The following is a 20113-nucleotide window of genomic DNA, read 5'->3' on the forward strand; positions in this document are numbered from 1 at the left end:
CGGCGAAGCGGCGTGAAAGGCAAAGGACGGAGACAATGACCATCAATCTGCAAAAGCCGGACATCACCGAGCTTAAGCCGCGCATCACCGTGTTCGGTGTCGGCGGCGGCGGCGGCAATGCCGTCAACAACATGATCACCGCCGGTTTGCGCGGCGTCGAGTTCGTGGTGGCCAACACCGACGCGCAGGCGCTGACCATGTCGAAGGCAGGCCGCCTGATCCAGCTCGGCGCTCACGTCACCGAGGGGCTCGGTGCGGGATCGCAGCCGGAAGTCGGCCGTGCGGCGGCGGAAGAGTGCATCGATGAAATCCTCGATCACCTGACCAACACCCATATGTGCTTCGTGACAGCCGGCATGGGCGGCGGCACCGGCACCGGTGCTGCTCCCGTCGTTGCCCGCGCAGCGCGCGAAAAGGGCATCCTCACCGTCGGCGTCGTCACCAAGCCGTTCCACTTCGAAGGCCAGCGCCGCATGAAGACCGCGGACTTCGGCATCGAGGAATTGCAGAAATGCGTCGATACGCTGATCGTCATCCCCAACCAGAACCTGTTCCGGCTGGCCAATGACAAGACCACCTTCGCCGATGCCTTCGCCATGGCCGACCAGGTGCTCTATTCCGGTGTCGCCTGCATCACCGACCTGATGGTCAAGGAAGGCCTGATCAATCTCGACTTCGCCGACGTCCGTTCCGTCATGCGCGAGATGGGCAAGGCGATGATGGGCACCGGCGAAGCTTCGGGCGAGGGCCGCGCGATGGCCGCCGCCGAAGCGGCGATCGCCAACCCGCTGCTCGACGAGACCTCGATGAAGGGCGCCAAGGGCCTGCTGATCTCGATCACCGGCGGCCGCGACCTGACGCTGTTCGAAGTCGACGAAGCGGCGACCCGTATCCGCGAGGAAGTCGACCAGGACGCCAACATCATCCTGGGCGCCACTTTCGACGAGGAACTCGAAGGCGTCATCCGCGTCTCGGTGGTTGCCACCGGCATCGACAAATCGGCGGCTGAAATCGCCGCTGCGCCGATCTCGATCCGCACGGCGCCTCCGAAGCCGGTCAGCCGCCCGGTGGCTCAGATCGCGGAGGCTCGCCCGGCGCCTGTTCAGCAGGCGGCCTACGAGCCACGCGCTGTCGACCCTGTCGCCGAAGCCATCCAACTGGCCGAAGCCAATGCCGCGGCGATGGCGCAGGCGCGCCCGGCTCCTGTCGCTCACGCAGAAGATTTCCGCCCGCAGAGCAAGATCTTCCAGGCGCCGCCAGCACAGCCGATGCCGCAGCCGGTGGTCCAGCAGATGCAGCCGGCCCCGCAGCCGCGCGAGATGCTGCGCGAAGCCCCGCAGCCTGTTGCCATGGCACCTCAGCGTATGCCTCGCGTCGAGGACTTCCCGCCCGTCGTCAAGGCCGAGGTGGATGCCAAGAGCCGCCCGGTGGACCACGAGAACAACAGCGGACCGATGGGCCTGCTGAAGCGCCTGACCAACGGACTGACCCGCCGCGAGGAAGAACCCGCAAGGCTGCAGCCGGCGCAGCCGCGCGAGCCCAAGCTGCGCCAGGCCGCGCCCGAAGTGCGCCGCCTCGCCAGCCAGGATGCGCAGCTCTATGCGCCGCGCCGTGGCCAACTCGACGATCAGGGCCGCCTGACGCCGCAGGTGAGGACGACTCAGGAAGACGATCAGCTGGAGATTCCGGCGTTCCTGCGCCGCCAGGCCAACTGATTGGTAAACGGACTGTAACATTTGTTAACAGGCAAGCGAGGAATCGCTTGCCTGTTAACGTTTTAAATGATGTGATTTCAACAACTTACAAAGTCGCACCCATTCCAGTTCGCGGTTACACAGAGTAAGAAACCGTGATTTGGAGTCTCCCTGACGGGACATTATCTTCGCTGCCTACCATCATCGGTTTGCCGGGATTTCGGGGGAAGTCGCCCTGCCAGCCGATTCACACAAGAGCCGCGCCCTCGGGCTGGAGAAGCGGACCTAGGCATTACGGGCTTATGGGGATTGTCTTGCACGACTATCAGACGACATTGAAGACGCGCGCGTCGCTTACCGGCACCGGCGTCCACAGCGGCAAGGAAGTGTCCATCAGCTTCATGCCGGCGGATGCCGACACCGGCATCGTTTTCCAGCTTTTCAACGGTGCCGAGCAGGGCCGCGAGTTTCGTGCCCTGGTCTCGGAAGTCGGCGCCACCGACCTGTGCACCATGCTTGGTGATCCCGCCGGCGAGCATATCGCCACGGTCGAGCACATCATGGCGGCGCTGTTTGGGCTCGGCATCGACAATGTCGCTGTCGAGATCGACGGTTCCGAGGTTCCGATCTTCGATGGCAGCGCCATGGCGTTCGTCGAAGCCATCGACCAGGCGGGCATCGAGACGCTTTCGGTCAAGCGCCGCTATATCAGGGTCATCAAGCCGGTCCGCATCGAGAACGGCGCCTCGTGGGCGGAGTTTCGGCCCTATGACGGAACCCGTTTCGAGATCGAGATCGACTTCGAAAGCCCGGCGATCGGCCGTCAGCTGTTTGCCTCCGACCTCAATGCCGATATTTTCCGTCGCGACATCGCGCGTGCCCGCACCTTCGGCTTCATGAAGGATGTCGAGCGGCTGTGGGCTGCAGGCTATGCGCTCGGCTCCTCGCTGGAGAATTCGCTGGTGATCGGCGACGACAACCGCGTCATCAATATGGGCGGCCTGCGCTATCCCAACGAATTCGTGCGCCATAAAACGCTGGACGCCATGGGCGACCTGGCGCTGGCCGGTGCCCGCTTCATCGGCTGCTTCCGCTCCTATCGCGGCGGCCACAGGATGAATGCCGCGGCCCTGCGCCGCCTGCTGTCGGATCGCACGGCGTTCGAGATCGTCGAGACGACGCGCCGGGAGCGTGGCCGCAGCGCCGAGATGAACGCCGTCAACGCGCCGCTCTACGCGCCCTGGATGATCTGATTTTCCCAGGTTTTTCGGGTTCCATGGGGGATTGCGTGTGTTGCAGGAATGCACCACCCGCCAGTGAAATTGCCTTGATGTCCAAGCTGTGTCCGGCCGCCACAAAAATGTGCGATTGGCCGGAGATAGCGTTGCCGGGCAAGGCGGTTATGGTTTATGGCTGCTGCCGTCGATTAGTGCATGTCGTTCAAAAGTGGGGACCAGTTTTGAAACAATGGCATGCAACTGGCATTGAAATAGCGCCGAAAGGGCGAGATCCAATCATGTTCTTCAAGCGAGTTGGTCAATTGAAAGCACCGCAGAGGGCCGTTTTCCTGGCGCTTTCAGTAGTTGTTCCATCGCTCTTCCTGTCGGCCTGCATGTCGTCGGAGAAAGATATCGACCTGTCGACCTATGTCGACCAGACCGAGCCGGCCGATGTTCTCTACAACCAGGGCCTTGCCAATCTCAATGCCGGGCGCCTGCAGGAGGCGAGCCGCAAGTTCGACGCCGTCGACCGCCAGCATCCCTATTCGGAATGGGCCCGCAAATCGATGGTGATGGGCGCTTTCGCCGACTATCGCCAGGGCAATTACGACGAGGCGATCGGCTCGGCCAAGCGTTATCTCACGCTTTACCCGTCGACCGATGACGCTGCTTATGCGCAGTACATCATCGGCTTGAGCTACTACCGCCAGATCAAGGACGTGACGCAGGACCAGAAGGAAGCGCGTCAGACCGTCCAGACGATGCAGGATCTGGTGACGCGCTGGCCGACATCGGAATATGTCGACGACGCCAAGGAAAAGATCCGCTTCGCCAACGATCAGTTGGCCGGCAAGGAGATGCAGATCGGCCGCTACTATCTCGAGCGGCGTGAATACATCGCCGCCGTCAAGCGCTTCCGCACCGTGGTCGAGAACTATTCCAACACGCGCCATGTCGAGGAGGCGCTCGCGCGTCTGACCGAAAGCTATTACGCGATGGGTCTGACTTCGGAGGCGCAGACGGCCGCCGCCGTGCTCGGCACCAACTACCCTGACAGCCCGTGGTACAAGGATTCCTACAAGCTCTTGCAGAGCAATGGGCTTGCACCGCGCGAAAATGCAGGGTCGTGGATATCCAAGGCCGGAAAGATGATCACCGGCGCCTGACGTATGAGCATCGACTGAAGCGTTCACAGCGCTTTTCGGATTGATCCGGTGCTCAAACAAAAAGATAGTGCGGCGCTGCGACTGCAAATGGTCGCGTGCCGTTCTAGATTCGGGTTCTGATGCTTTCCAGACTGTCGATCCGCGATATCGTCCTGATCGAGAAGCTGGATATCGACTTCCAGCCGGGTCTTTCGGTGCTGACCGGCGAAACCGGTGCCGGCAAATCCATCCTGCTCGATGCCCTGTCGCTGGCGCTCGGTGCGCGTGGCGACGCGTCGCTGGTGCGTCATGGCGCGGCGCAAGGCCAGGTCATCGCCGTCTTCGACGTGCCGCGCAATCATCCGGCGCGTGCGCTGCTTGCCGACAATGCGATCGAGGATGACGGCGACATCATCCTGCGCCGCCTGCAGACGGCGGATGGCCGCACCCGCGTCTTCGTCAACGATCAGCCTTCGAGCGTCACGCTGATGCGCGATGTCGGGCGCGCGCTGGTCGAGATCCACGGCCAGCACGATGAACGCGCGCTGGTCGATCCCGGCGCGCATCGCGAGGTGCTCGATGCTTTCGGTGGCCATCTCGGCGCCGTCCGCTCGACCGGCGAGGCATGGCGGCACTGGCGCGCCTGCGAGCAGGAGTTGTCGCGCCACCGCGCCAAGGTGGCGGCGGCCGCGCGCGAGGCCGACTATCTGCGCGCGGCGGTGGCGGAATTGAGCAAGCTCGATCCGCAGCCGGGTGAGGAGACGGATCTCGCCGAACTGCGGGCGTCGATGATGCGGGCCGAGAAGATCGCTTCCGAAATCCATGATGCGCAGGATGTGCTGTCCGGCCCGTCCTCGCCCTTGCCGCAACTGGCCAGCCTGCTGCGACGACTGCAGCGCAAGGTGACGGAGGCGCCCGGCCTGCTCGACGACGTGGTCAAGTCGCTCGACGAGGCGATGCTGTCGCTCGATGCGGCGCAATCGGGCGTCGAGGCCGCACTGCGCGCCACCGAATATGATCCGCAGCGGCTGGAGAAGGCCGAGGAGCGGCTGTTCTCGTTGCGCGCGGCCTCACGCAAGCACAGCGTCGCCGTCGACGATCTGGCGCAGCTTCGCGACACGATGTCGGCCGATCTTGCCGATCTCGATGCCGGCGAGGAGCGCCTGCACGGGCTGGAAAAGCAGGCCGCCGCGGCACGCGAGACCTACGACATTGCCGCCGCGCAGCTGTCTTCGCTTCGCCACGCGGCGGCGGTCGGCCTGACCAAGGCGGTGATGGCGGAATTGCCGGCGCTGAAGCTCGAACGCGCCGCCTTTATCGTGGAAATGAAGAGCGAGGCCGAGAGCCGCATGGAAGAGGGCATCGACCAGATCGAATTCTGGGTGCGCACCAATCCAGGCACGCGGCCCGGGCCGATGATGAAAGTAGCGTCCGGCGGCGAGCTTTCGCGCTTCCTTCTGGCGCTGAAGGTGGCGCTGGCCGACCGTGGCTCGGCGCCGACGCTGGTTTTCGATGAAATCGACACCGGCGTGGGCGGCGCTGTCGCCGACGCCATCGGCCAAAGGCTGGCGCGGCTGTCGAAGCGCGTGCAGGTGCTGTCGGTGACGCACGCGCCACAGGTGGCGGCGCGCGCGGCGACGCATTTCCTGATCTCCAAATCCGGCACCACCGACCGTGTCGCGACCGGCATTGCCGAGATGGACCGGCCGGCGCGGCAAGAGGAGATCGCGCGCATGCTGGCCGGCGCCACCATCACCGACGAGGCCCGCGCCGCCGCCGAGCGACTGCTGCGCGAGAACATCGCGGCGTCCTGATGGCGCATGGTTCGGCAGTGGATCGAAGCAAAGGAAGCCGAGAAGCCAACGGTTCGCGGGCCGTATAAGAAACACTCAGCGGCTTAGGAGAATCCGATGGATTTGGAAGAGGAAACTGTCGAATTGACAAAACTTCTCTCAGGAAAAACGGTGATCCACGTTTGGCGGTTTCGTGCGGCAGAAGTACTGATTGAATTCACAGATGGAACCCGACTGTTCGTCGATGCACGGTCCGACGCGATTGAGTGCTCAGTGACCGATGGGATTTCAGACTGACCCACCACCTACGGTTCGCCGACCAGTGAAAATCCGGGCTTTGCAACAGAGTCAGCATATGGCTCCATCCCGCTGTTTCGGCGTGGTTTTGTCAGAATTCAGCTCCCTTCCATCCGAATCCTGATCTATTGTCCCGGGCCAACAGCAGCCAGGTGCAAAACCATGTCCGAAAAACCAGTCGATGCCCTGACCGAAAGCGAGGCCGAAGCTGAGCTGAAGCGCCTTGCGGAAGAGATCGCCGAGCATGATCGGCGCTATCATACCGAAGACGCGCCTGTTATCAGCGACGCGGAATATGATGCGCTGGCGCGGCGCAACCTTGCCATCGAGGAGCGCTTTCCAGCGCTGGTGCGCGAGGATTCGCCATCGCTCAGGGTCGGAGCAGCGCCCGCGGAAGGCTTTACCAAGGTGCGCCATGCCGTGCCGATGCTCAGCCTTGCCAAGGCCTATACAGACGATGACGTCACGGATTTCATCGAACGCGGGCGGCGGTTCTTCGATCGCGACAAGGAACTCGACATTGCGTTCACGGCCGAACCGAAGATCGACGGGCTATCGGCTTCGCTGCGTTACGAAAACGGTGTGTTCGTGCAGGGCGCAACGCGTGGCAACGGCGCCGTCGGCGAAGACATCACCGCCAATTTGAAGACCATCGCCGACATCCCTGCAAAGCTGAAAGGCTCGGGCTGGCCCGAAACCATCGAGATCCGCGGCGAGGTCTACATGACCTATGCGGAATTCGAGGCGCTGAAGCAGCGCTCGGCCGCCGTCGGCGGCCAGGACTACGTCAATCCGCGCAACACGGCGGCCGGGTCGCTGCGCCAGAAGGATCCATCCGTCACCGCCAGCCGCAACCTCAAATTCTTCGCCTATGCCTGGGGTTACACGACAGCGGATCCGGCTCCGACCCAGTATGATTCGGTGCAGAAATTCGCCGAGTGGGGATTCAAGATCAGTCCGCTGATGGTGCGGGCGAAATCGGCCGAGGAGTTGATCGCGCATTATCATCGGATCGAGGAGCAGCGCTCGGCGCTCGGCTACGATATCGACGGCGTCGTCTACAAGGTCGACCAGCTGGAGTTGCAGCGCCGCTGGGGCTTCGTCACCGGCGAACCGCGCTGGGCGATCGCGCATAAATTTCCGGCCGAACAGGCGATGACGACCGTGCAGAAGATCGACATCCAGGTCGGCCGTACCGGTACGCTGGCGCCGGTCGCGCGGCTGGCGCCGGTCACGGTCGGCGGCGTCGTGGTCGAGAACGTCACGCTGCACAATGAGGATTACATCAAGGGCCTGGACTCGACCGGCCAGCCGATCCGCGACGGCATCGACGTGCGCATCGGCGATACGGTCGTGATCCAGCGGGCAGGCGATGTCATTCCGCAGATCGTCAGCGTCGTCATCGACAAGCGGCCGGCCGATGCCGTGCCGTACGAATTCCCGCACACCTGTCCGATCTGCGGCTCGCCGGCGACGCGCGAGATCAACGAGAAGACCGGCAAGGAAGATTCCCGCCGCCGCTGCACCGGCGAGCTGATCTGCCCGGCGCAGGCGGTGGAAGGATTGCGCCACTTCGTGTCGCGCGGTGCCCTGGACATCGAAGGCCTTGGTGCCGAGAACATAGATACCTTCTTCAATGCGGGATTGATCAGGACCGCCGCCGATATTTTCACGCTCAGAGATCGCCGTCCGGCTGTCACCAGGGCGCTGGCGGAACGGCGCGAGGAACAGGCGAGGCAGCGCGAGGCCGCATCGGGCAAGACGCGCAAGAACGTGCGCAGCGTCGAGGACCGCAATTATGAGGGCCTCGACAAGCTGTTCGCGGCCATCGACTCACGCCGCGAGCCGGAACTCGACCGTTTCATCTTCGCGCTCGGCATCCGCCATATCGGCGAAACGACAGCCGCCGTGCTTGCCCGCACCTTCTCGACCATCGAGGAACTGATCCGCGTCGGCAAGGAGACAGCGGCAGCGGAGGATCCGCATAGTGTCTTCCCGTCGGTCAACGGCATTGGCGACACGGTGATCGATGCGCTTCGCGACTTCTTCGGCAATGAGCGCAATGACGACGTGCTTGATGCGTTGCTCCGCCAAGTCAAGCCGAAGCCGTATATCGTCAACGTCTCGGCCGATAGCGAGGTCGCGGGCAAGACTGTCGTCTTCACCGGCTCGCTGGAAAAGATGACACGCTCCGAGGCCAAGGCGATGGCGGAGCGCCTCGGCGCCAAGGTCGCGGGCTCGGTTTCGGCGAAGACGGATCTGGTGGTCGCCGGGCCGGGTGCCGGCTCCAAGCTCAAGCTCGCCAGCGAACTCGGCATCGAGGTCATCGACGAAGATGCCTGGCTGGCGCGGATCGGCAAGGCCTGATGGACGGCGCATTCAAAGGGTTCGGCCCAAAAGCCATTCCGTTCCTCAAGGCGCTGGATTTCCACCAGAGCCGAGAGTGGTTTTTGGAGAACCGTGACCTGTTCGAACAGGAATTGCGCGATCCGCTCAGTGATCTCGTCGACGCGCTGACCGAGCGCTTCGCAAAGGCGGGTCTCGGCCTGCGCGGCGACCGCAAGAAGTCGCTGTTCCGAATCAACCGCGACGTGCGCTTCGCCAAGGACAAGCGGCCTTACAACAGGCATTTGTCTGCCATCCTGTCGCCCGACGGCACCAAGATGGAGCAGGGCGTGTTCTACGTCCATGTCGGGCTTGAGCGCTGCTTTGCCGACATTGCCTGGTGGCAGCCGGAGCCGGCGCTGCTGCTGGCGATGCGCAAAGCCATCGCGACGAAGCCGGACAGGTTTCGCGCCCTGGTGGCGGCGTTGAAGAAGAACCGGCTTGAACTCGAGACCGAAGGCCGTATGAAGCGTACGCCACGCGGCTTCGAGGAAATCAGCGATGCCGACCTTGTCGCCGGCATCCGCAACCGGCATTTTGTCGTCCAGCATGTTATCGATCCCGCGGGAATCCATACGGCTGATCTGGTCGACGAGCTCGTCGATTTCACCTTGCGCGCCAAGCCGCTGCTCGACTGGGGCAGGGCGATCGAGGGCAAGATCCTGAAGGAATAAGCGTCTAACTCAGCCGATCTAGCGATCATTTCCGCTGATCGTTTGGCTCAAGCGAATTCGTGTGACACGGCAAGCCGCGCCACCTACATACCGCGCTTCCCTTGTTGTTGTGCATGTCGTTATCCCCCTTTTGGGCGACATGCATCAGGAGTGGTTGATGGCGACGGACGTAATTTCCGAGAGCGGCGACAGAAGCGATTTCTGGCAAGGCGTGCGGCTGTCGATGCCTGTGGTGGTGGCCTCGGCGCCCTTTGCGGTGCTGTTCGGCGCGCTCGCCGTGGACAATGGCTTCTCGGTCCTGGAAGCCTTTCTGATGAGTGCGCTGGTCTATGGCGGCGCCAGCCAGATGGTCGGCATCCAGCTGTTCGGCCAGCATGTGGCGCCGTGGCTGATCGTGCTGTCGATCTTCGCCGTCAATTTCCGCCACGTGCTCTATTCCGCCGGCATCGGCCGGCGCATCGCGCACTGGCCCCTCATCCAGCAGGCGCTTGGTTATTTCATCCTGACCGATCCGCAATTCGCCGTGGCCGAAGCGCGGGCGCAATCGGGCCGGACGGTCGGCTTTGCCTGGTATCTGGGACTTGGCTTGCCTGTCTATCTGTTCTGGATCCTCGAAAGCGCGCTTGGCGCGCTGTTCGGCAAGCTGATCCCCGACACGCACGCGCTGGGCATCGATTTCCTGCTGCCGATCTATTTCCTCGGTCTCGTGCTGGGCTTCCGCAAGCGGCCTCTGTGGCTGCCGGTGGTCATTGCCAGCGCTGCCGCCTCCATCATCGCCTACAAGACCGTGGGCTCGCCCTGGCATGTCTCGATTGGCGCTGTTGCCGGTGTGCTGCTGGCGGTCATCCTGCCTCCCCACCATAGCGGCGTAAAGGCACGGCCATGAGCACGACCTTCTGGATCATTATCGCCGGCGCAATCGCGACCTATCTGACGCGCATCGGCGGGCACCTGGTGATATCGCGCTTCGATACCATCCATCCCCGCGTCGAGGCCGGCCTCAATGCCGTGCCGGCGGCGGTGCTGACGACGCTGGTGGCGCCCGAGCTGTTGAACGCCGGCCCGGCGGAATGGGCCGCACTGGTGGTCACCGCCGTGGTTTCGCTGCGCGGTGGGTTGATGGCGATGTTTTTGGCGGGCGCGGCGGTATTGATCGTGGCGCGGCAGTTCGTCGGGTAGGGCGTATCGATATTCAGGTGATGACGGCCTGCAAACGGCGGCTTCCTGCGCTTCCCCGTTCTACCGCGTCGCGGTAGAACTGAGCTCACGTACCCAAAAGTACGCTCCGCTCCGGTTCACGGAACCCATCGTTTTCGGCTCGTCCTGACCTGAATTCCGCCACGCCCTCGGCGCCTCAGAAAATCAGATCTTCGCGTCGTGCGGCAGCGGCGCGGTGGCCTTCTCCAGCCAGGCCAGCGTTTCGCCGTCGAGCATCGGGCCGATTTCGGCCAGCACGCGCGCGTGGTACGAGTCCAGCCAATGCAGCTCGTCACGCGTCAGAAGGTCCGACTGCACCAGCCTGGTATCGATCGGCGCCAGCGTCAGCGTCTCGAAGCCGTGCATGGCGATGTCGCCGCCCTCGATCTCTTGCGCCGGCGTCACCAGGATCAGGTTCTCGATGCGGATGCCGTAGGAGCCTTCCTTGTAGTAGCCGGGCTCGTTGGACAGCATCATGCCTTCGAGCAGCTTTTCGGTGCCGGTGCGGGCGATACGCTGCGGGCCTTCATGCACGGCCAGATACGAGCCGACGCCATGGCCGGTGCCGTGGGCGAAGTCGCAGCCGTGCTTCCACAGCGCCATGCGCGCGACGGCATCGATCTCGGAGCCGCGCGTGCCGGCGGGAAAGCGCAAGGTGGAAATGCCGATCATGCCTTTCAGCACCAGGGTGAAGCGTTCGCGCATCTCCTGCGTCGGCTGGCCGATCGGCACGGTGCGGGTGATGTCGGTGGTGCCGTCCTGATACTGCGCGCCGGAATCGAGCAGGAACAGCTCGCCGGCCTGCAGCTTGCGGCTGGTGGCGCGCGACACGCGGTAATGCATGATGGCGCCGTTCGGGCCGGCGCCCGAAATGGTGTCGAAGGAGACGTCGCGCAGCGGCATCTGGGTTTCCTCGCCGGTCCGCCGGCGCTGTTCCTCCAGCCTGGTGACGACAGCGATCTCGTCGAGCGAGCCGGGTTTTTGCCGCTCCAGCCAGCACAGCAATTTCGCCACGGCCGCACCGTCACGGCGATGCGCGGCGCGCGAGCCGTTGATCTCGGCCTGGTTCTTGGTGGCGCGCGGGATTCGGGCAGGATCTGCTGCTGCAATGACGGCGCCGCCATTGTCCTCGACCAGCATGCGCAGCCGGTCAGCCGCCAGCACCGGGTCGAGCGCGATTTTCGCGCCACTCTTGGCAAGCGCTGTGATCGCGGCTTCGAATTCGCCGGGCTCATGCGGCTCGGCGAGCTGGGTGAGGTAGGCGGCGACCTGGCGCGAGAATTTGCGCTTATCCATGAAAAGCTGGTGCGACCCATCGGCGGCGAGGATGGCGAAGCCGAGCGCCAGCGGCGTGTGCGGCACGTCGCCGCCACGGATGTTGAAGGCCCAGGCGATGGAGGAGGGGTCGGTCAGCACCGCATGGGTGGCGTCGTCCTTGGCGATCGCCGCCGCCAGCCGCGCCAGCTTGTCCTTGGCGAGCTCGCCGGCAAAGCCGATCGGGTGGAGCTCGACCGGGGCCACCGGCGCGTCGGGCTGATCCTTCCAGATGATGTCGATCGGGTTTTTGTCGAGCGGCACCAGTACGGCGCCGTTCTTGTCGACTGAGGCCTGCAGCGCCTTGACCTCGCTGATCGTGTGCAGCCATGGATCGAAGCCGAGCCGTGCGCCCTTGCCAAGATTGTCTTTCAGCCAGACAGCCGGGGGATTGTCGACCAGGCTTTCGATTGAAAAGACGTCGAGATCGACCTCGCTGCGCACCTGCAGCGTGTAGCGCCCGTCGACAAAGACGAAGGCGCGGTCGCGCAGGACGATGGCGACGCCGGCCGAGCCGCTGAAGCCGGTCAGCCATTTCAGCCGCGCCGAACGATCGGCGACATATTCGCCCTGATGCTCGTCGGCACGCGGGACGATGAAGCCGTCCAGCCCGTTGGCTTCAAGCCATTGGCGCAGCAGCGCCACGCGCGGTTCGCCGACGGCCGGGTCGCCCGCGGAATCGAAGGTCTGGAACATGGTGGGCCTCCTGCATGTCCGCGCAACCGTAGCGTACGGTCGCGGAAATCGGAATCGATTTCCGGCTGCGCGCAACCTGCTACAGCATCGCCGGACTGACAACTGGGGGAATTTGGTCCAGGCTCGGTCGGTGCCGGTCTAATGCTTCAGGTGGATCGTCACCCAGCCCTCGCGGTGCAAGGTTCTGACATGGCGGAAATTCTGGCCGACATAGGCCGAGATGACCGCGTCCCGCTGGCGCTCGAGGATGCCCGACAGCACGATCGAGCCGCCAAGTGCGATATGATGGGCCATTTGCGGCGCCAGCCGCATCAGCGGCCGCGCCAATATGTTGGCGACGATCAGATCGAAGGGTGCGCGCTTGCCGAAGATCGGATGGTGAAAGCCGGGCGCGGTTGCTGTTTCCACCAGTGCCTTGACGTGGTTGAGCCGCGCATTGGCGGCAGCCACCCGCACCGCCACCGGATCGATGTCGGTGGCCAGCACCGGAATGTGCGCCAGCTTGGCGACGGCGATCGCCAGTACCGCGCTGCCGGTGCCGAGGTCGAGCGCATTGCGCGGGTGTTCGCGCCGGACCACTCTTTCCAGCATTTCCAGGCAGCCGGCGGTGGTGCCGTGATGGCCGGTGCCGAAGGCAAGGCCGGCTTCGATTTCGATGGCGAGTTCGCCGCTGTGGCGTTTCCTGCGGTCATGTGCGCCGTGGACGAAGAAACGTCCGGCACGCACCGGCTTCAGCTCTTCCAGCGAATGCGCCACCCAGTCGATGTCGGGCAGGGGCTCGCGCTCGATCGGCTTCGACAGGGAAAGGCCGGCAAGGATGTCCTTCAAGCGGGTCTCGACCGCATCGATGTCGCCATCGGCATAGAGCGATACTTCGTGGATGTCCTTGTCCTCGTCGACCTCCAGCACGGCGATCGGCAGCCCCTCTTCCTCGAAGGCCGCCTCAAGCGCCGCGAAAATGCTGACGGACTCGATCTTTCCGGTGGTGAAGTAAAGGCGCGTCTGGGTCATGAAATGGTAATCAGCCTTTCGCCGCCAGCCGCTTCAGCTTGGCGATGGCCGTATCGGCGCTTTCGCCGTAGGCGATTGTGCCGGCAAAATCGCCCTTGGCGTTGAGCAGCAGCACCGATGCGGTATGATCCATCGTGTAGTCGCCGTCGCCGGTGTCGACCTTCTTCCAATAGATGCCGAACGACTTGGCCATGGCATGGACCTTGTCCGGAGCGCCCGTGATGCCGACGATACGGTCGGAGAAATTGCTGACATAGGCGTTCATCACCTCAGGCGTGTCGCGCTCCGGATCGACCGATACGAAATAGGCGTGCAGGTTCTTGCCGTCGTCGCCGAGCGTCTTCAGCCAGCCGGCCAGTTCGAACAGTGTGGTCGGGCAGACCTCGGGGCAATGGGTGAAGCCGAAGAAGACGACGCTGGGCTGGCCCCGGAAGGCGGCTTCGGTGATCGGCGCGCCTTTCTGGTCGACCAGAGTAAAGGCGGCCCCGAATGGCTCGCCGCCATAGTGGCCGCGATACCAGTCGAAGGTCAGCCAGCCGATGCCGGCCGCCATCAGGACGAGAATACCGACCAGGATAGAACGCATCATCAGAAAAGTCCGTCTGCAGAAATCGTCGCGCCGGCTCAATGCCGCGCCTGTGTGACAGTCTTAGCGGTTTGGCCCCGCACAGGCAAAGTGCCGCGTTGCCGCAACCGCTGCGGTGTCGACCTATCTGCTTGCAAAGCCGGGCCGCTCGCCCCACCTGTGACCGGCAACTCGAACCGCAGGAGGGTCCCTTGCAACGACTGATTGGGCACGGACTGATTGGGCGAAGACTGATCGGCGGTGCCTTGGCCGCGTGCGTTGTCCTAGGTGCCGGGGCCGCCGTGGCCGATGAAGTCGGCAAGGTCGGCGTCGACTGGCTCGGCAACGACATCATCGTCGAGGCGATCAAGGACCCCAAGGTGGAGGGCGTGACATGTCACGTCTCCTATTTCGATCGCGGCATCATCGATCGCCTGCACAAGGGCAACTGGTTCGAGGATCCGTCCGATTCCTCGATCTCCTGCCGCCAGACCGGCCCGATCACCATCGGCGACATCGACATGAGCGAGGGCGGCGAGGAAGTGTTCAAGCAAGGCATCAGCCTGATCTGGAAGAAGCAGGTGGTGAACCGCATCTACGACAAGGCCAACGAGACGCTGATCTATCTCTCGCATTCGCGCCAGGTGCAGAACGGCTCGGCCAAAATGTCGGTCACCACCGTGCCGCTCTACGGCCAGAACGTGGTGTGGAGCAAAGGCAAGCCGCAATAGGCGATTCAGTTCCTTGCCGGGCGCAGGATTGGCCCCGCTTGCGGGACCAATCGCCTAGGGGTAAAGCCGCCGGCATGGACCGTTCCGAAGATCTCGTCCCGAAAGACCCCGAGCCACGCATCCATCCGACCGCGGAGTTGAAGGCGTGCAAGCTTGGGCGTTATGCCTCGATCGGCGAGCGGGTGGTGCTTCGCGAGGTCACCGTCGGCGACTTCTCCTATTTCGAACGCCATTCGGAAGCGATCTACACGACGATCGGCAAATTCTGCTCGATCGCCGCCAACAGCCGCATCAATGCGCTGGAGCATCCCATAGAGCGGCTGACCCAGCACAAGCTCAGCTACCGGCCGAACGAGTATTTTCGCTGGCTGGGCGTCGATGCCGCCTTCCGCGAACGGCGGCAGGCGAAAGCCGTGACCATCGGCCATGATGTCTGGATCGGCCACGGCGCGGTGATCATGCCCGGGGTCACCATCGGCAATGGCGCGGTGGTTGGCGCCAACGCAGTGGTGACGCGTGATGTGCCGCCCTACGCGATCGTCGCGGGCGTGCCGGCGAAGGCTCTCCGGCCACGCTTCGCTCCGGATATCGCGGCGCGGATCGAAGCTCTCGCCTGGTGGAACTGGCCGGTCGAAAAGCTCGCCAGAGCGGTTCCCGACATGCAGGCAATGCCGATCGAAGCATTCCTCGATCGTTGGGAAAACGACGCCGTCTGACCAGCTCAAGACGTCGACGGTAACCAATTTTCTTAACGTAAAATATTAAAGTTAAGAAATGGAAAACGGATTGTATCCGTGAAATTAAACACTCCAAGGTTGCAAGACTTTCGGCAAAATGCACTACTCGTTTCGGGGGTAAGTCGTAAGAAGTCGAAGAAAACACTACTAGCAACAATGGAGAGAAGTCATGAAGAAGTTCGCATTTGTACTCACTGCTGCTATGGTTTCGTTCTCGACTGTCGGCGCCTATGCCGGCGGCTGGGGAGGTAGCTCGGGTAGCCTGATCAATGTGTCGCCGTCCATCGGTGTCGGCCAGGTGACCGCGCTCAATGGCATCCTGAGTGGCAACAACATCCTGAGCGGCAATGTCGTCCAGGGCATTCTGAACGGCAACAAGACCAACGTCCTTACCGGCGTTCTCAGCGGTATCGGCGTCAATGTCCTTGGCGGCAACAGCTACAAGCTGGGCGGCCGTCACTGAGCAGGAAAGTCACGGGCATCCTTATGTCACGTGTCGTGGGCAGGAGGGTCTTCAACACCCTCCTGCCTCCGCTTGTGGGCCTACCCAGTCAAGCGCGGGAATGAGCTAGATCTTCGCCCGCAGGCCCACAAATGCATCGACCGTGTGTTCGCGCTCGTCGATCACGGTCTTGAAGGTCTCGGAAACGTCGACGCGAACGACAATGGCCATCGATTTGGTCGCGTTGTACGTCGCTTCGGCATAGACGCCCTTGCGGCGCTCCTGGTTCTCGTAGAGCAAATTGTCCTTGAGCTCATAGAAGATGCCGGAAGCGATGCCGAGGTTTTCGCGCACCTTCATGCCCAGTTCCAATTCCGCGCGCTGCAGCCACGAAGCCAGGGGGTCGTCGGTTTCGGACGTTTCGTAGCGACCGAAATAGGTGCCGCGCAGCTCGAAGCCGTGCGGCAGAGGCTTGCCGAACGTGACTTGCCAGGTCGGACGCCAGCGCTGGTAGATGTTATCGGCGCCACGCAGGAACTGCGCACCCAGCGCCACGCCGAGCGTCGAACCATCGGTGGCCTTGTAGGCCGCCTCGGCGCGCAGCGTATAGGCGTTGAACGACAGGAACAGCGGCGGGTAACCGATTTCCTCGACGCTGGCGAAGAGCGCAGACGCGGACGCGCCGAAGGCAAGCTGGCCAACTGTCCGGGTGACCCGAGCCGCCAACTGGAAGAGATTGCGGTCGGCATGCAGCTTCGCCGGCAAGATGAGATCTTCCTGGAAATGCGTCGCGCCGAGCTTTTCGTAGCTGTCGGCGGCCTCGAGGATCAGCGATGTGGCGTTGCCGAGGTCGATGCCGAGTTGTGTCTGGGCGCCGAAGACCTGCTTGAACTCGCGCGTACCCAGCGTCAGCGGGCCGATATCCAGATTGTCGCCGGTGCTGGAGACGCGATAGCTCAGCGATCCCCTCAGTTCGAGACCCGGGCCGAGCCGGCGGAAGGCCTCGGCCGACAGCGACAATCCGCGGTCGTCCTCGATCGACGTTTTGTCGTAATGCGTTACCTGGAAGTCCGCGCTGAATTTCGCGTTGGCGTCGTTGTCGCCCCATTGCTGCTGCAGCGAACCGCGCAACAGTGTGTACCAGTCCTTGACCGCATGGTCGCTGTCCAGCGCGTTGTTGGTCCAATGCCTTTCCAGACTGCCGGTGATTGTCGGATCGGTCGCTATTTCGGCAGCCGGTGCTGTTGATGGTTCTGCCCTGGCGGTCACGGCCGCGCAGGCCATCAGCAGGCCTAGGCCGGCGCTGCCAAGCAATCTGCGGGAAAGTGGAGCGACCGTCTGTCCTTCTGCCGGTCGGCGCTTTCGGGAAACCATGCTCCGCGCTCTCCGGACTGAAACCCCTTCCGCCATGCGGGGGTGGCGCAGCGGAAGGGGCTGGAGGTAAACCGCTGTGAAGCGGAAGGAACAGGCACTCTTGCCTGCAGGAGTACTGTGGCATTGAACCCATAAGGTGTGTTTTCCAGACTATTCTCCCTATGCGTGTAGGCAATTGTACCTGAGGTATTTGTTCGCATCGGGAACCTGAAGCGGTCGCTGATTGTTTCTCATCGCGCCGCAGCGTCGAGGATTTCGATAGATGGAAAAGCATTTCACCAAGGTTGCCAACTGGGTCGCCCGCATAGCCGGCCTGCCGCCGACATTCGCCGTCTGTTGCCTCATCATCATCGCCTGGGGGGTGAGCGGTCCGTTCTTCGGCTTTTCGGACACTTGGCAACTTGTCATCAACACGGGCACGACCATCATCACCTTCCTGATGGTCTTCCTGATCCAGAACACTCAGAACCGCGACGGCGCGGCGATCCAGGCCAAGCTCGACGAACTGATCCGGGTCGGCAAGGGCCACAACCACTTCATCGGCATCGAGCATCTGACCGAATCCGAAGTCGAGGAAATCCGCGCCAAATGCGAGCGTGCGGCAAAGCGGCATGACGAACAGATCGCCGACATCGCGGCGAAGAAGGCCGTGGCACAGAAGCGCGGGTCGAAAAAGCAAGCGGCCTGAAAATCAGCCTTTCATGAAGGCTGCGAAACTGCCTTTGTGGTCCGGATGCCAGCGCGACAAAGCGGGGCGGTTCTCGATGATGTCGCCGATCGCCCAGGCCATGCGCTTTTCATCCAGCGGCCGGGCCGCCTCATTGTCCGGGCACAGGATGTAGAAATCTCCCCTGGTCAGGGATTCCAGCATGAAATCCACAACCTGTTCGCCGGTCCAGGCGCCGGCCGGTTTTTCCGTTGCACCCTCGGTCAGACCGGTAAAGGTGAAGCCGGGGATCAGCAGATGGGCAGCGACATGGGCGCCGGGTTCGTTGCGCAACGCGTGCGCCAGGCCTTCCGTGAAGGCTTTCACTCCTGCCTTGGAGACATTGTAGGCAAGATTGCCGGGCGGCGTGGTGATGCCTTGCTTGGAGCCGGTGTTGACGATCAGACCCGGCCTGGCCGAGGCCAGCATGCGCGGCGCGAAGGCCTCCACGCCATGCACAACGCCCCAGAAATTGATGTCCAGCAGCCGTTTCCAGGCATCGCGGTTTTCCCACGGCTTTCCGGGGTTGTCGCCCACGCCGGCATTGTTCATCAGCAGCGACACGCCGCCGAAGGCGCCGAACGCCCTCTCGGCGAGACGGTCCACCTCATCCGCCTTCGAAACGTCGGCGGCGACGGCAAGCACGGCACCGTCGCCGGCAATCGCGGAAACGGCGCGCGAGGCGTCGTCAAGCCGCGCGCCGCCAATGTCGGCCAGCACGATCTTCATGCCTAGCAATGCAAGCCGCTTGGCGGCCGCCAGACCGATGCCGCTGGCAGCGCCGGTGATCACGGCGGCATTGCCTGGAGCAAGCGCGGGCAGGGCGGTCTGGATCTCGGCGTCGGTGATCATGGGCAATGGATTCCTTGTTCGATGGCGCCGAACTTAGCGCCGGAATGGGCCGGTGCAAGCCTCTGCTCGTCTTGTCGGTTGACCAGTCCGGCCGAGGCTGCGCATGTTGCCCCTTGTCCCCGCAAAAGAGATTTAGGCCTGGGGACAAACGGAGGTTCCTGATTGACGGACTGGGTTGCAATTCTGAAGGAGCAGACCGCCATTGGCGACCAGATGGGCCGCGAGGTGCCGCAGATGCTGGCCAATCCCGACATCAGCGAAGCGCAGGTGAAGACACTCTTTTCCGCGCTGGAGAAACAAGCCGAGTTCGTCGAGAAACTGCGCATGGCGCTGGAAAAATTCGGCCATGATTTCTCGATCATCAAGGCCGCGGAACGGCTGGAGGAGCTCTATGCCGACCTCGCTGCATCGGTGGCGGAAAAACTGAAAGCGATGCGCAAGTAGGGCAATTTGGGAAAGCCGTGCAGCGCTCTACCTTGAAAATGTGTGAAGACAGCTACTTTTCGATCACCCGCGCAAAGCGCCTATCCGGTACGAGCCATATCATCGCGACCAGCACATAGAGCGCGACGCCGATCCACTGGCTGACGAAGGTCAGCACGACGGCCACGATATAGACAGCCAGCGAGAGCTTCCCCTTGCGGTCATTACCCAGCGCCTTGGCAAAGGCGGTATCATTGCCGTGCAGGCGATGCAGCGCGGCGGCGAGTATGGTGTAGGCGATGGCGCATAGCGCGAGGTCGGTGCCATAGACTGCTACCGGCACCGGCGCAAAGTGGTTCTCGCCCATGAAGGCTGTGGTCACCGGCATCAGCGACAGCCAGAACAGCAGATTGAGGTTCGCCCACAGCACGCGCCCGTCGACCCGCTGAACGGTGTGGAACATGTTGTGCAGATTGTTCCAGTAGATGCCGACATTGATGAAGGACAGCACGTAGCAGAAGAAGATCGGCCACAACGGCACCAAGGCGGAGAAATCCTCGCCATGCGGCACTTTCAACTCAAGCACCATGATGGTGATGATGATAGCCACGACGCCATCGGTGAATGCCTCGACCCTGCCTTTGCCCATGGATCCCACCTTTGCCCGCGATGAATTGTCGAAAGAGAGTAACGCTAGCGGATGTTGAGGAGCCAATAAATGGCAACCGCGAAATTCCTCAACCATGTCCAAGGAAAATCCGGCATCAGTCCCGCTGGCCAGGACGGTTACGGCCGCCCACCTGTTGACTTTTCTTGGCTTGGCCGCTCCTCTTGCAGGGCAGTCTTGGCCGAAGCAG

At 62.8% G+C, this 20113-nt stretch carries 20 protein-coding genes; 14 read left to right on the forward strand and 6 right to left on the reverse strand.

The window, feature by feature from the left end; all coding sequences use genetic code 11:
- Positions 1 to 35: 35 nt before the first annotated feature.
- The 9 genes from ftsZ to RPF88_RS03975 all read left to right on the forward strand — a co-directional run bounded on the left by ftsZ (position 36) and on the right by RPF88_RS03975 (position 10387).
- Positions 36 to 1715 carry a cell division protein FtsZ gene (gene ftsZ, locus RPF88_RS03935; RefSeq protein ID WP_027160634.1) on the forward strand — a complete coding sequence of 560 codons (1680 nt, stop codon included), beginning with the start codon at positions 36 to 38 and terminating at the stop codon, positions 1713 to 1715.
- Positions 1716 to 1996: 281 nt separating this feature from the next.
- Positions 1997 to 2947 (forward strand): UDP-3-O-acyl-N-acetylglucosamine deacetylase, encoded by a 951-nt coding sequence (lpxC, locus tag RPF88_RS03940; protein ID WP_013530964.1) that lies wholly within the window; start codon positions 1997 to 1999, stop codon positions 2945 to 2947.
- A gap of 263 nt (positions 2948 to 3210) precedes the next feature.
- Positions 3211 to 4080: an outer membrane protein assembly factor BamD gene (locus RPF88_RS03945; protein ID WP_024501459.1), complete on the forward strand. Its 870-nt coding sequence runs from the start codon at positions 3211 to 3213 to the stop codon at positions 4078 to 4080.
- 119 nt (positions 4081 to 4199) lie between these two features.
- Complete coding sequence (recN, locus tag RPF88_RS03950; protein WP_337121733.1) at positions 4200 to 5873, forward strand: DNA repair protein RecN; 1674 nt, start codon at positions 4200 to 4202, stop codon at positions 5871 to 5873.
- A gap of 96 nt (positions 5874 to 5969) precedes the next feature.
- Positions 5970 to 6149 (forward strand): hypothetical protein, encoded by a 180-nt coding sequence (locus tag RPF88_RS03955; protein WP_337121734.1) that lies wholly within the window; start codon positions 5970 to 5972, stop codon positions 6147 to 6149.
- A 162-nt stretch (positions 6150 to 6311) separates the two neighbouring features.
- Positions 6312 to 8516, forward strand: a complete 2205-nt coding sequence (ligA, locus tag RPF88_RS03960; RefSeq protein ID WP_337121735.1) for an NAD-dependent DNA ligase LigA — start codon at positions 6312 to 6314, stop codon at positions 8514 to 8516.
- On the forward strand, positions 8516 to 9208 hold the full coding sequence (locus RPF88_RS03965; RefSeq protein WP_337121736.1) for a DUF2461 domain-containing protein: 693 nt from the start codon (positions 8516 to 8518) through the stop codon (positions 9206 to 9208). The genes ligA and RPF88_RS03965 overlap by 1 nt, the downstream gene beginning before the upstream one ends.
- A gap of 157 nt (positions 9209 to 9365) precedes the next feature.
- Complete coding sequence (locus RPF88_RS03970; protein WP_063168301.1) at positions 9366 to 10094, forward strand: AzlC family ABC transporter permease; 729 nt, start codon at positions 9366 to 9368, stop codon at positions 10092 to 10094.
- On the forward strand, positions 10091 to 10387 hold the full coding sequence (locus RPF88_RS03975) for an AzlD family protein (protein WP_013530970.1): 297 nt from the start codon (positions 10091 to 10093) through the stop codon (positions 10385 to 10387). The genes RPF88_RS03970 and RPF88_RS03975 overlap by 4 nt, the downstream gene beginning before the upstream one ends.
- A 183-nt stretch (positions 10388 to 10570) precedes the next feature.
- Here RPF88_RS03975 and RPF88_RS03980 read toward each other — a convergent pair whose 3' ends face one another.
- The 3 genes from RPF88_RS03980 to RPF88_RS03990 form a co-directional block, all read right to left on the reverse strand.
- Entirely contained in the window at positions 10571 to 12415 is a 1845-nt protein-coding gene (locus tag RPF88_RS03980) for an aminopeptidase P family protein (protein ID WP_337121737.1), read from the reverse strand.
- 138 nt (positions 12416 to 12553) lie between these two features.
- Positions 12554 to 13426: a 50S ribosomal protein L11 methyltransferase gene (locus tag RPF88_RS03985; RefSeq protein WP_024501453.1), complete on the reverse strand. Its 873-nt coding sequence runs from the start codon at positions 13424 to 13426 to the stop codon at positions 12554 to 12556.
- A 10-nt stretch (positions 13427 to 13436) separates the two neighbouring features.
- Entirely contained in the window at positions 13437 to 14015 is a 579-nt protein-coding gene (locus tag RPF88_RS03990) for an SCO family protein (RefSeq protein ID WP_013530973.1), read from the reverse strand.
- A 188-nt stretch (positions 14016 to 14203) separates the two neighbouring features.
- Between RPF88_RS03990 and RPF88_RS03995 the strand changes: the two genes are divergently transcribed.
- The 3 genes from RPF88_RS03995 to RPF88_RS04005 all read left to right on the forward strand — a co-directional run bounded on the left by RPF88_RS03995 (position 14204) and on the right by RPF88_RS04005 (position 15922).
- Positions 14204 to 14722: a CreA family protein gene (locus tag RPF88_RS03995; RefSeq protein WP_024501452.1), complete on the forward strand. Its 519-nt coding sequence runs from the start codon at positions 14204 to 14206 to the stop codon at positions 14720 to 14722.
- Between the two features lie 74 nt (positions 14723 to 14796).
- Complete coding sequence (locus RPF88_RS04000) at positions 14797 to 15438, forward strand: transferase hexapeptide repeat family protein (protein WP_063168299.1); 642 nt, start codon at positions 14797 to 14799, stop codon at positions 15436 to 15438.
- A gap of 190 nt (positions 15439 to 15628) precedes the next feature.
- Positions 15629 to 15922 carry a hypothetical protein gene (locus tag RPF88_RS04005; RefSeq protein WP_013530976.1) on the forward strand — a complete coding sequence of 98 codons (294 nt, stop codon included), beginning with the start codon at positions 15629 to 15631 and terminating at the stop codon, positions 15920 to 15922.
- Between the two features lie 105 nt (positions 15923 to 16027).
- On the opposite strand, the gene RPF88_RS04010 is transcribed toward RPF88_RS04005, so the two are convergent.
- Entirely contained in the window at positions 16028 to 17275 is a 1248-nt protein-coding gene (locus RPF88_RS04010) for a hypothetical protein (RefSeq protein WP_013530977.1), read from the reverse strand.
- A gap of 262 nt (positions 17276 to 17537) precedes the next feature.
- Here RPF88_RS04010 and RPF88_RS04015 point away from each other — a divergent pair, with 262 nt between their 5' ends.
- Positions 17538 to 17963, forward strand: coding sequence for a low affinity iron permease family protein (locus tag RPF88_RS04015; protein WP_013530978.1), 426 nt, complete (start codon positions 17538 to 17540; stop codon positions 17961 to 17963).
- 3 nt (positions 17964 to 17966) lie between these two features.
- On the opposite strand, the gene RPF88_RS04020 is transcribed toward RPF88_RS04015, so the two are convergent.
- The gene (locus tag RPF88_RS04020) at positions 17967 to 18833 is read right to left on the reverse strand and encodes an SDR family NAD(P)-dependent oxidoreductase (RefSeq protein ID WP_127385041.1); all 867 of its coding nucleotides are present in this window, start codon (positions 18831 to 18833) and stop codon (positions 17967 to 17969) included.
- Positions 18834 to 18995: 162 nt separating this feature from the next.
- Between RPF88_RS04020 and RPF88_RS04025 the strand changes: the two genes are divergently transcribed.
- The gene (locus tag RPF88_RS04025) at positions 18996 to 19277 is read left to right on the forward strand and encodes a hypothetical protein (RefSeq protein WP_027160626.1); all 282 of its coding nucleotides are present in this window, start codon (positions 18996 to 18998) and stop codon (positions 19275 to 19277) included.
- Between the two features lie 52 nt (positions 19278 to 19329).
- Here the strand turns inward: RPF88_RS04025 and RPF88_RS04030 are convergent, their stop codons facing one another.
- Positions 19330 to 19905: a TMEM175 family protein gene (locus tag RPF88_RS04030; RefSeq protein WP_013530981.1), complete on the reverse strand. Its 576-nt coding sequence runs from the start codon at positions 19903 to 19905 to the stop codon at positions 19330 to 19332.
- Between the last annotated feature and the right edge of the window lie 208 nt (positions 19906 to 20113).

The organism is Mesorhizobium sp. ISC11, assembly GCF_037162595.1.
GTDB classification, from domain to species: Bacteria; Pseudomonadota; Alphaproteobacteria; order Rhizobiales; family Rhizobiaceae; genus Mesorhizobium; species Mesorhizobium ciceri.

Bases quoted from the DNA above. Each gene is read 5' to 3' on its own strand.
- ftsZ (WP_027160634.1), top strand. From the start codon at position 36: ATGACCATCAATCTGCAAAAGCCGGACATCACCGAGCTTAAGCCGCGC.
- lpxC (WP_013530964.1), top strand. From the start codon at position 1,997: ATGGGGATTGTCTTGCACGACTATCAGACGACATTGAAGACGCGCGCG.
- RPF88_RS03945 (WP_024501459.1), top strand. From the start codon at position 3,211: ATGTTCTTCAAGCGAGTTGGTCAATTGAAAGCACCGCAGAGGGCCGTT.
- recN (WP_337121733.1), top strand. From the start codon at position 4,200: ATGCTTTCCAGACTGTCGATCCGCGATATCGTCCTGATCGAGAAGCTG.
- RPF88_RS03955 (WP_337121734.1), top strand. From the start codon at position 5,970: ATGGATTTGGAAGAGGAAACTGTCGAATTGACAAAACTTCTCTCAGGA.
- ligA (WP_337121735.1), top strand. From the start codon at position 6,312: ATGTCCGAAAAACCAGTCGATGCCCTGACCGAAAGCGAGGCCGAAGCT.
- RPF88_RS03965 (WP_337121736.1), top strand. From the start codon at position 8,516: ATGGACGGCGCATTCAAAGGGTTCGGCCCAAAAGCCATTCCGTTCCTC.
- RPF88_RS03970 (WP_063168301.1), top strand. From the start codon at position 9,366: ATGGCGACGGACGTAATTTCCGAGAGCGGCGACAGAAGCGATTTCTGG.
- RPF88_RS03975 (WP_013530970.1), top strand. From the start codon at position 10,091: ATGAGCACGACCTTCTGGATCATTATCGCCGGCGCAATCGCGACCTAT.
- RPF88_RS03980 (WP_337121737.1), bottom strand. From the start codon at position 12,415: ATGTTCCAGACCTTCGATTCCGCGGGCGACCCGGCCGTCGGCGAACCG.
- RPF88_RS03985 (WP_024501453.1), bottom strand. From the start codon at position 13,426: ATGACCCAGACGCGCCTTTACTTCACCACCGGAAAGATCGAGTCCGTC.
- RPF88_RS03990 (WP_013530973.1), bottom strand. From the start codon at position 14,015: ATGATGCGTTCTATCCTGGTCGGTATTCTCGTCCTGATGGCGGCCGGC.
- RPF88_RS04000 (WP_063168299.1), top strand. From the start codon at position 14,797: ATGGACCGTTCCGAAGATCTCGTCCCGAAAGACCCCGAGCCACGCATC.
- RPF88_RS04005 (WP_013530976.1), top strand. From the start codon at position 15,629: ATGAAGAAGTTCGCATTTGTACTCACTGCTGCTATGGTTTCGTTCTCG.
- RPF88_RS04010 (WP_013530977.1), bottom strand. From the start codon at position 17,275: ATGGTTTCCCGAAAGCGCCGACCGGCAGAAGGACAGACGGTCGCTCCA.
- RPF88_RS04015 (WP_013530978.1), top strand. From the start codon at position 17,538: ATGGAAAAGCATTTCACCAAGGTTGCCAACTGGGTCGCCCGCATAGCC.
- RPF88_RS04020 (WP_127385041.1), bottom strand. From the start codon at position 18,833: ATGATCACCGACGCCGAGATCCAGACCGCCCTGCCCGCGCTTGCTCCA.
- RPF88_RS04030 (WP_013530981.1), bottom strand. From the start codon at position 19,905: ATGGGCAAAGGCAGGGTCGAGGCATTCACCGATGGCGTCGTGGCTATC.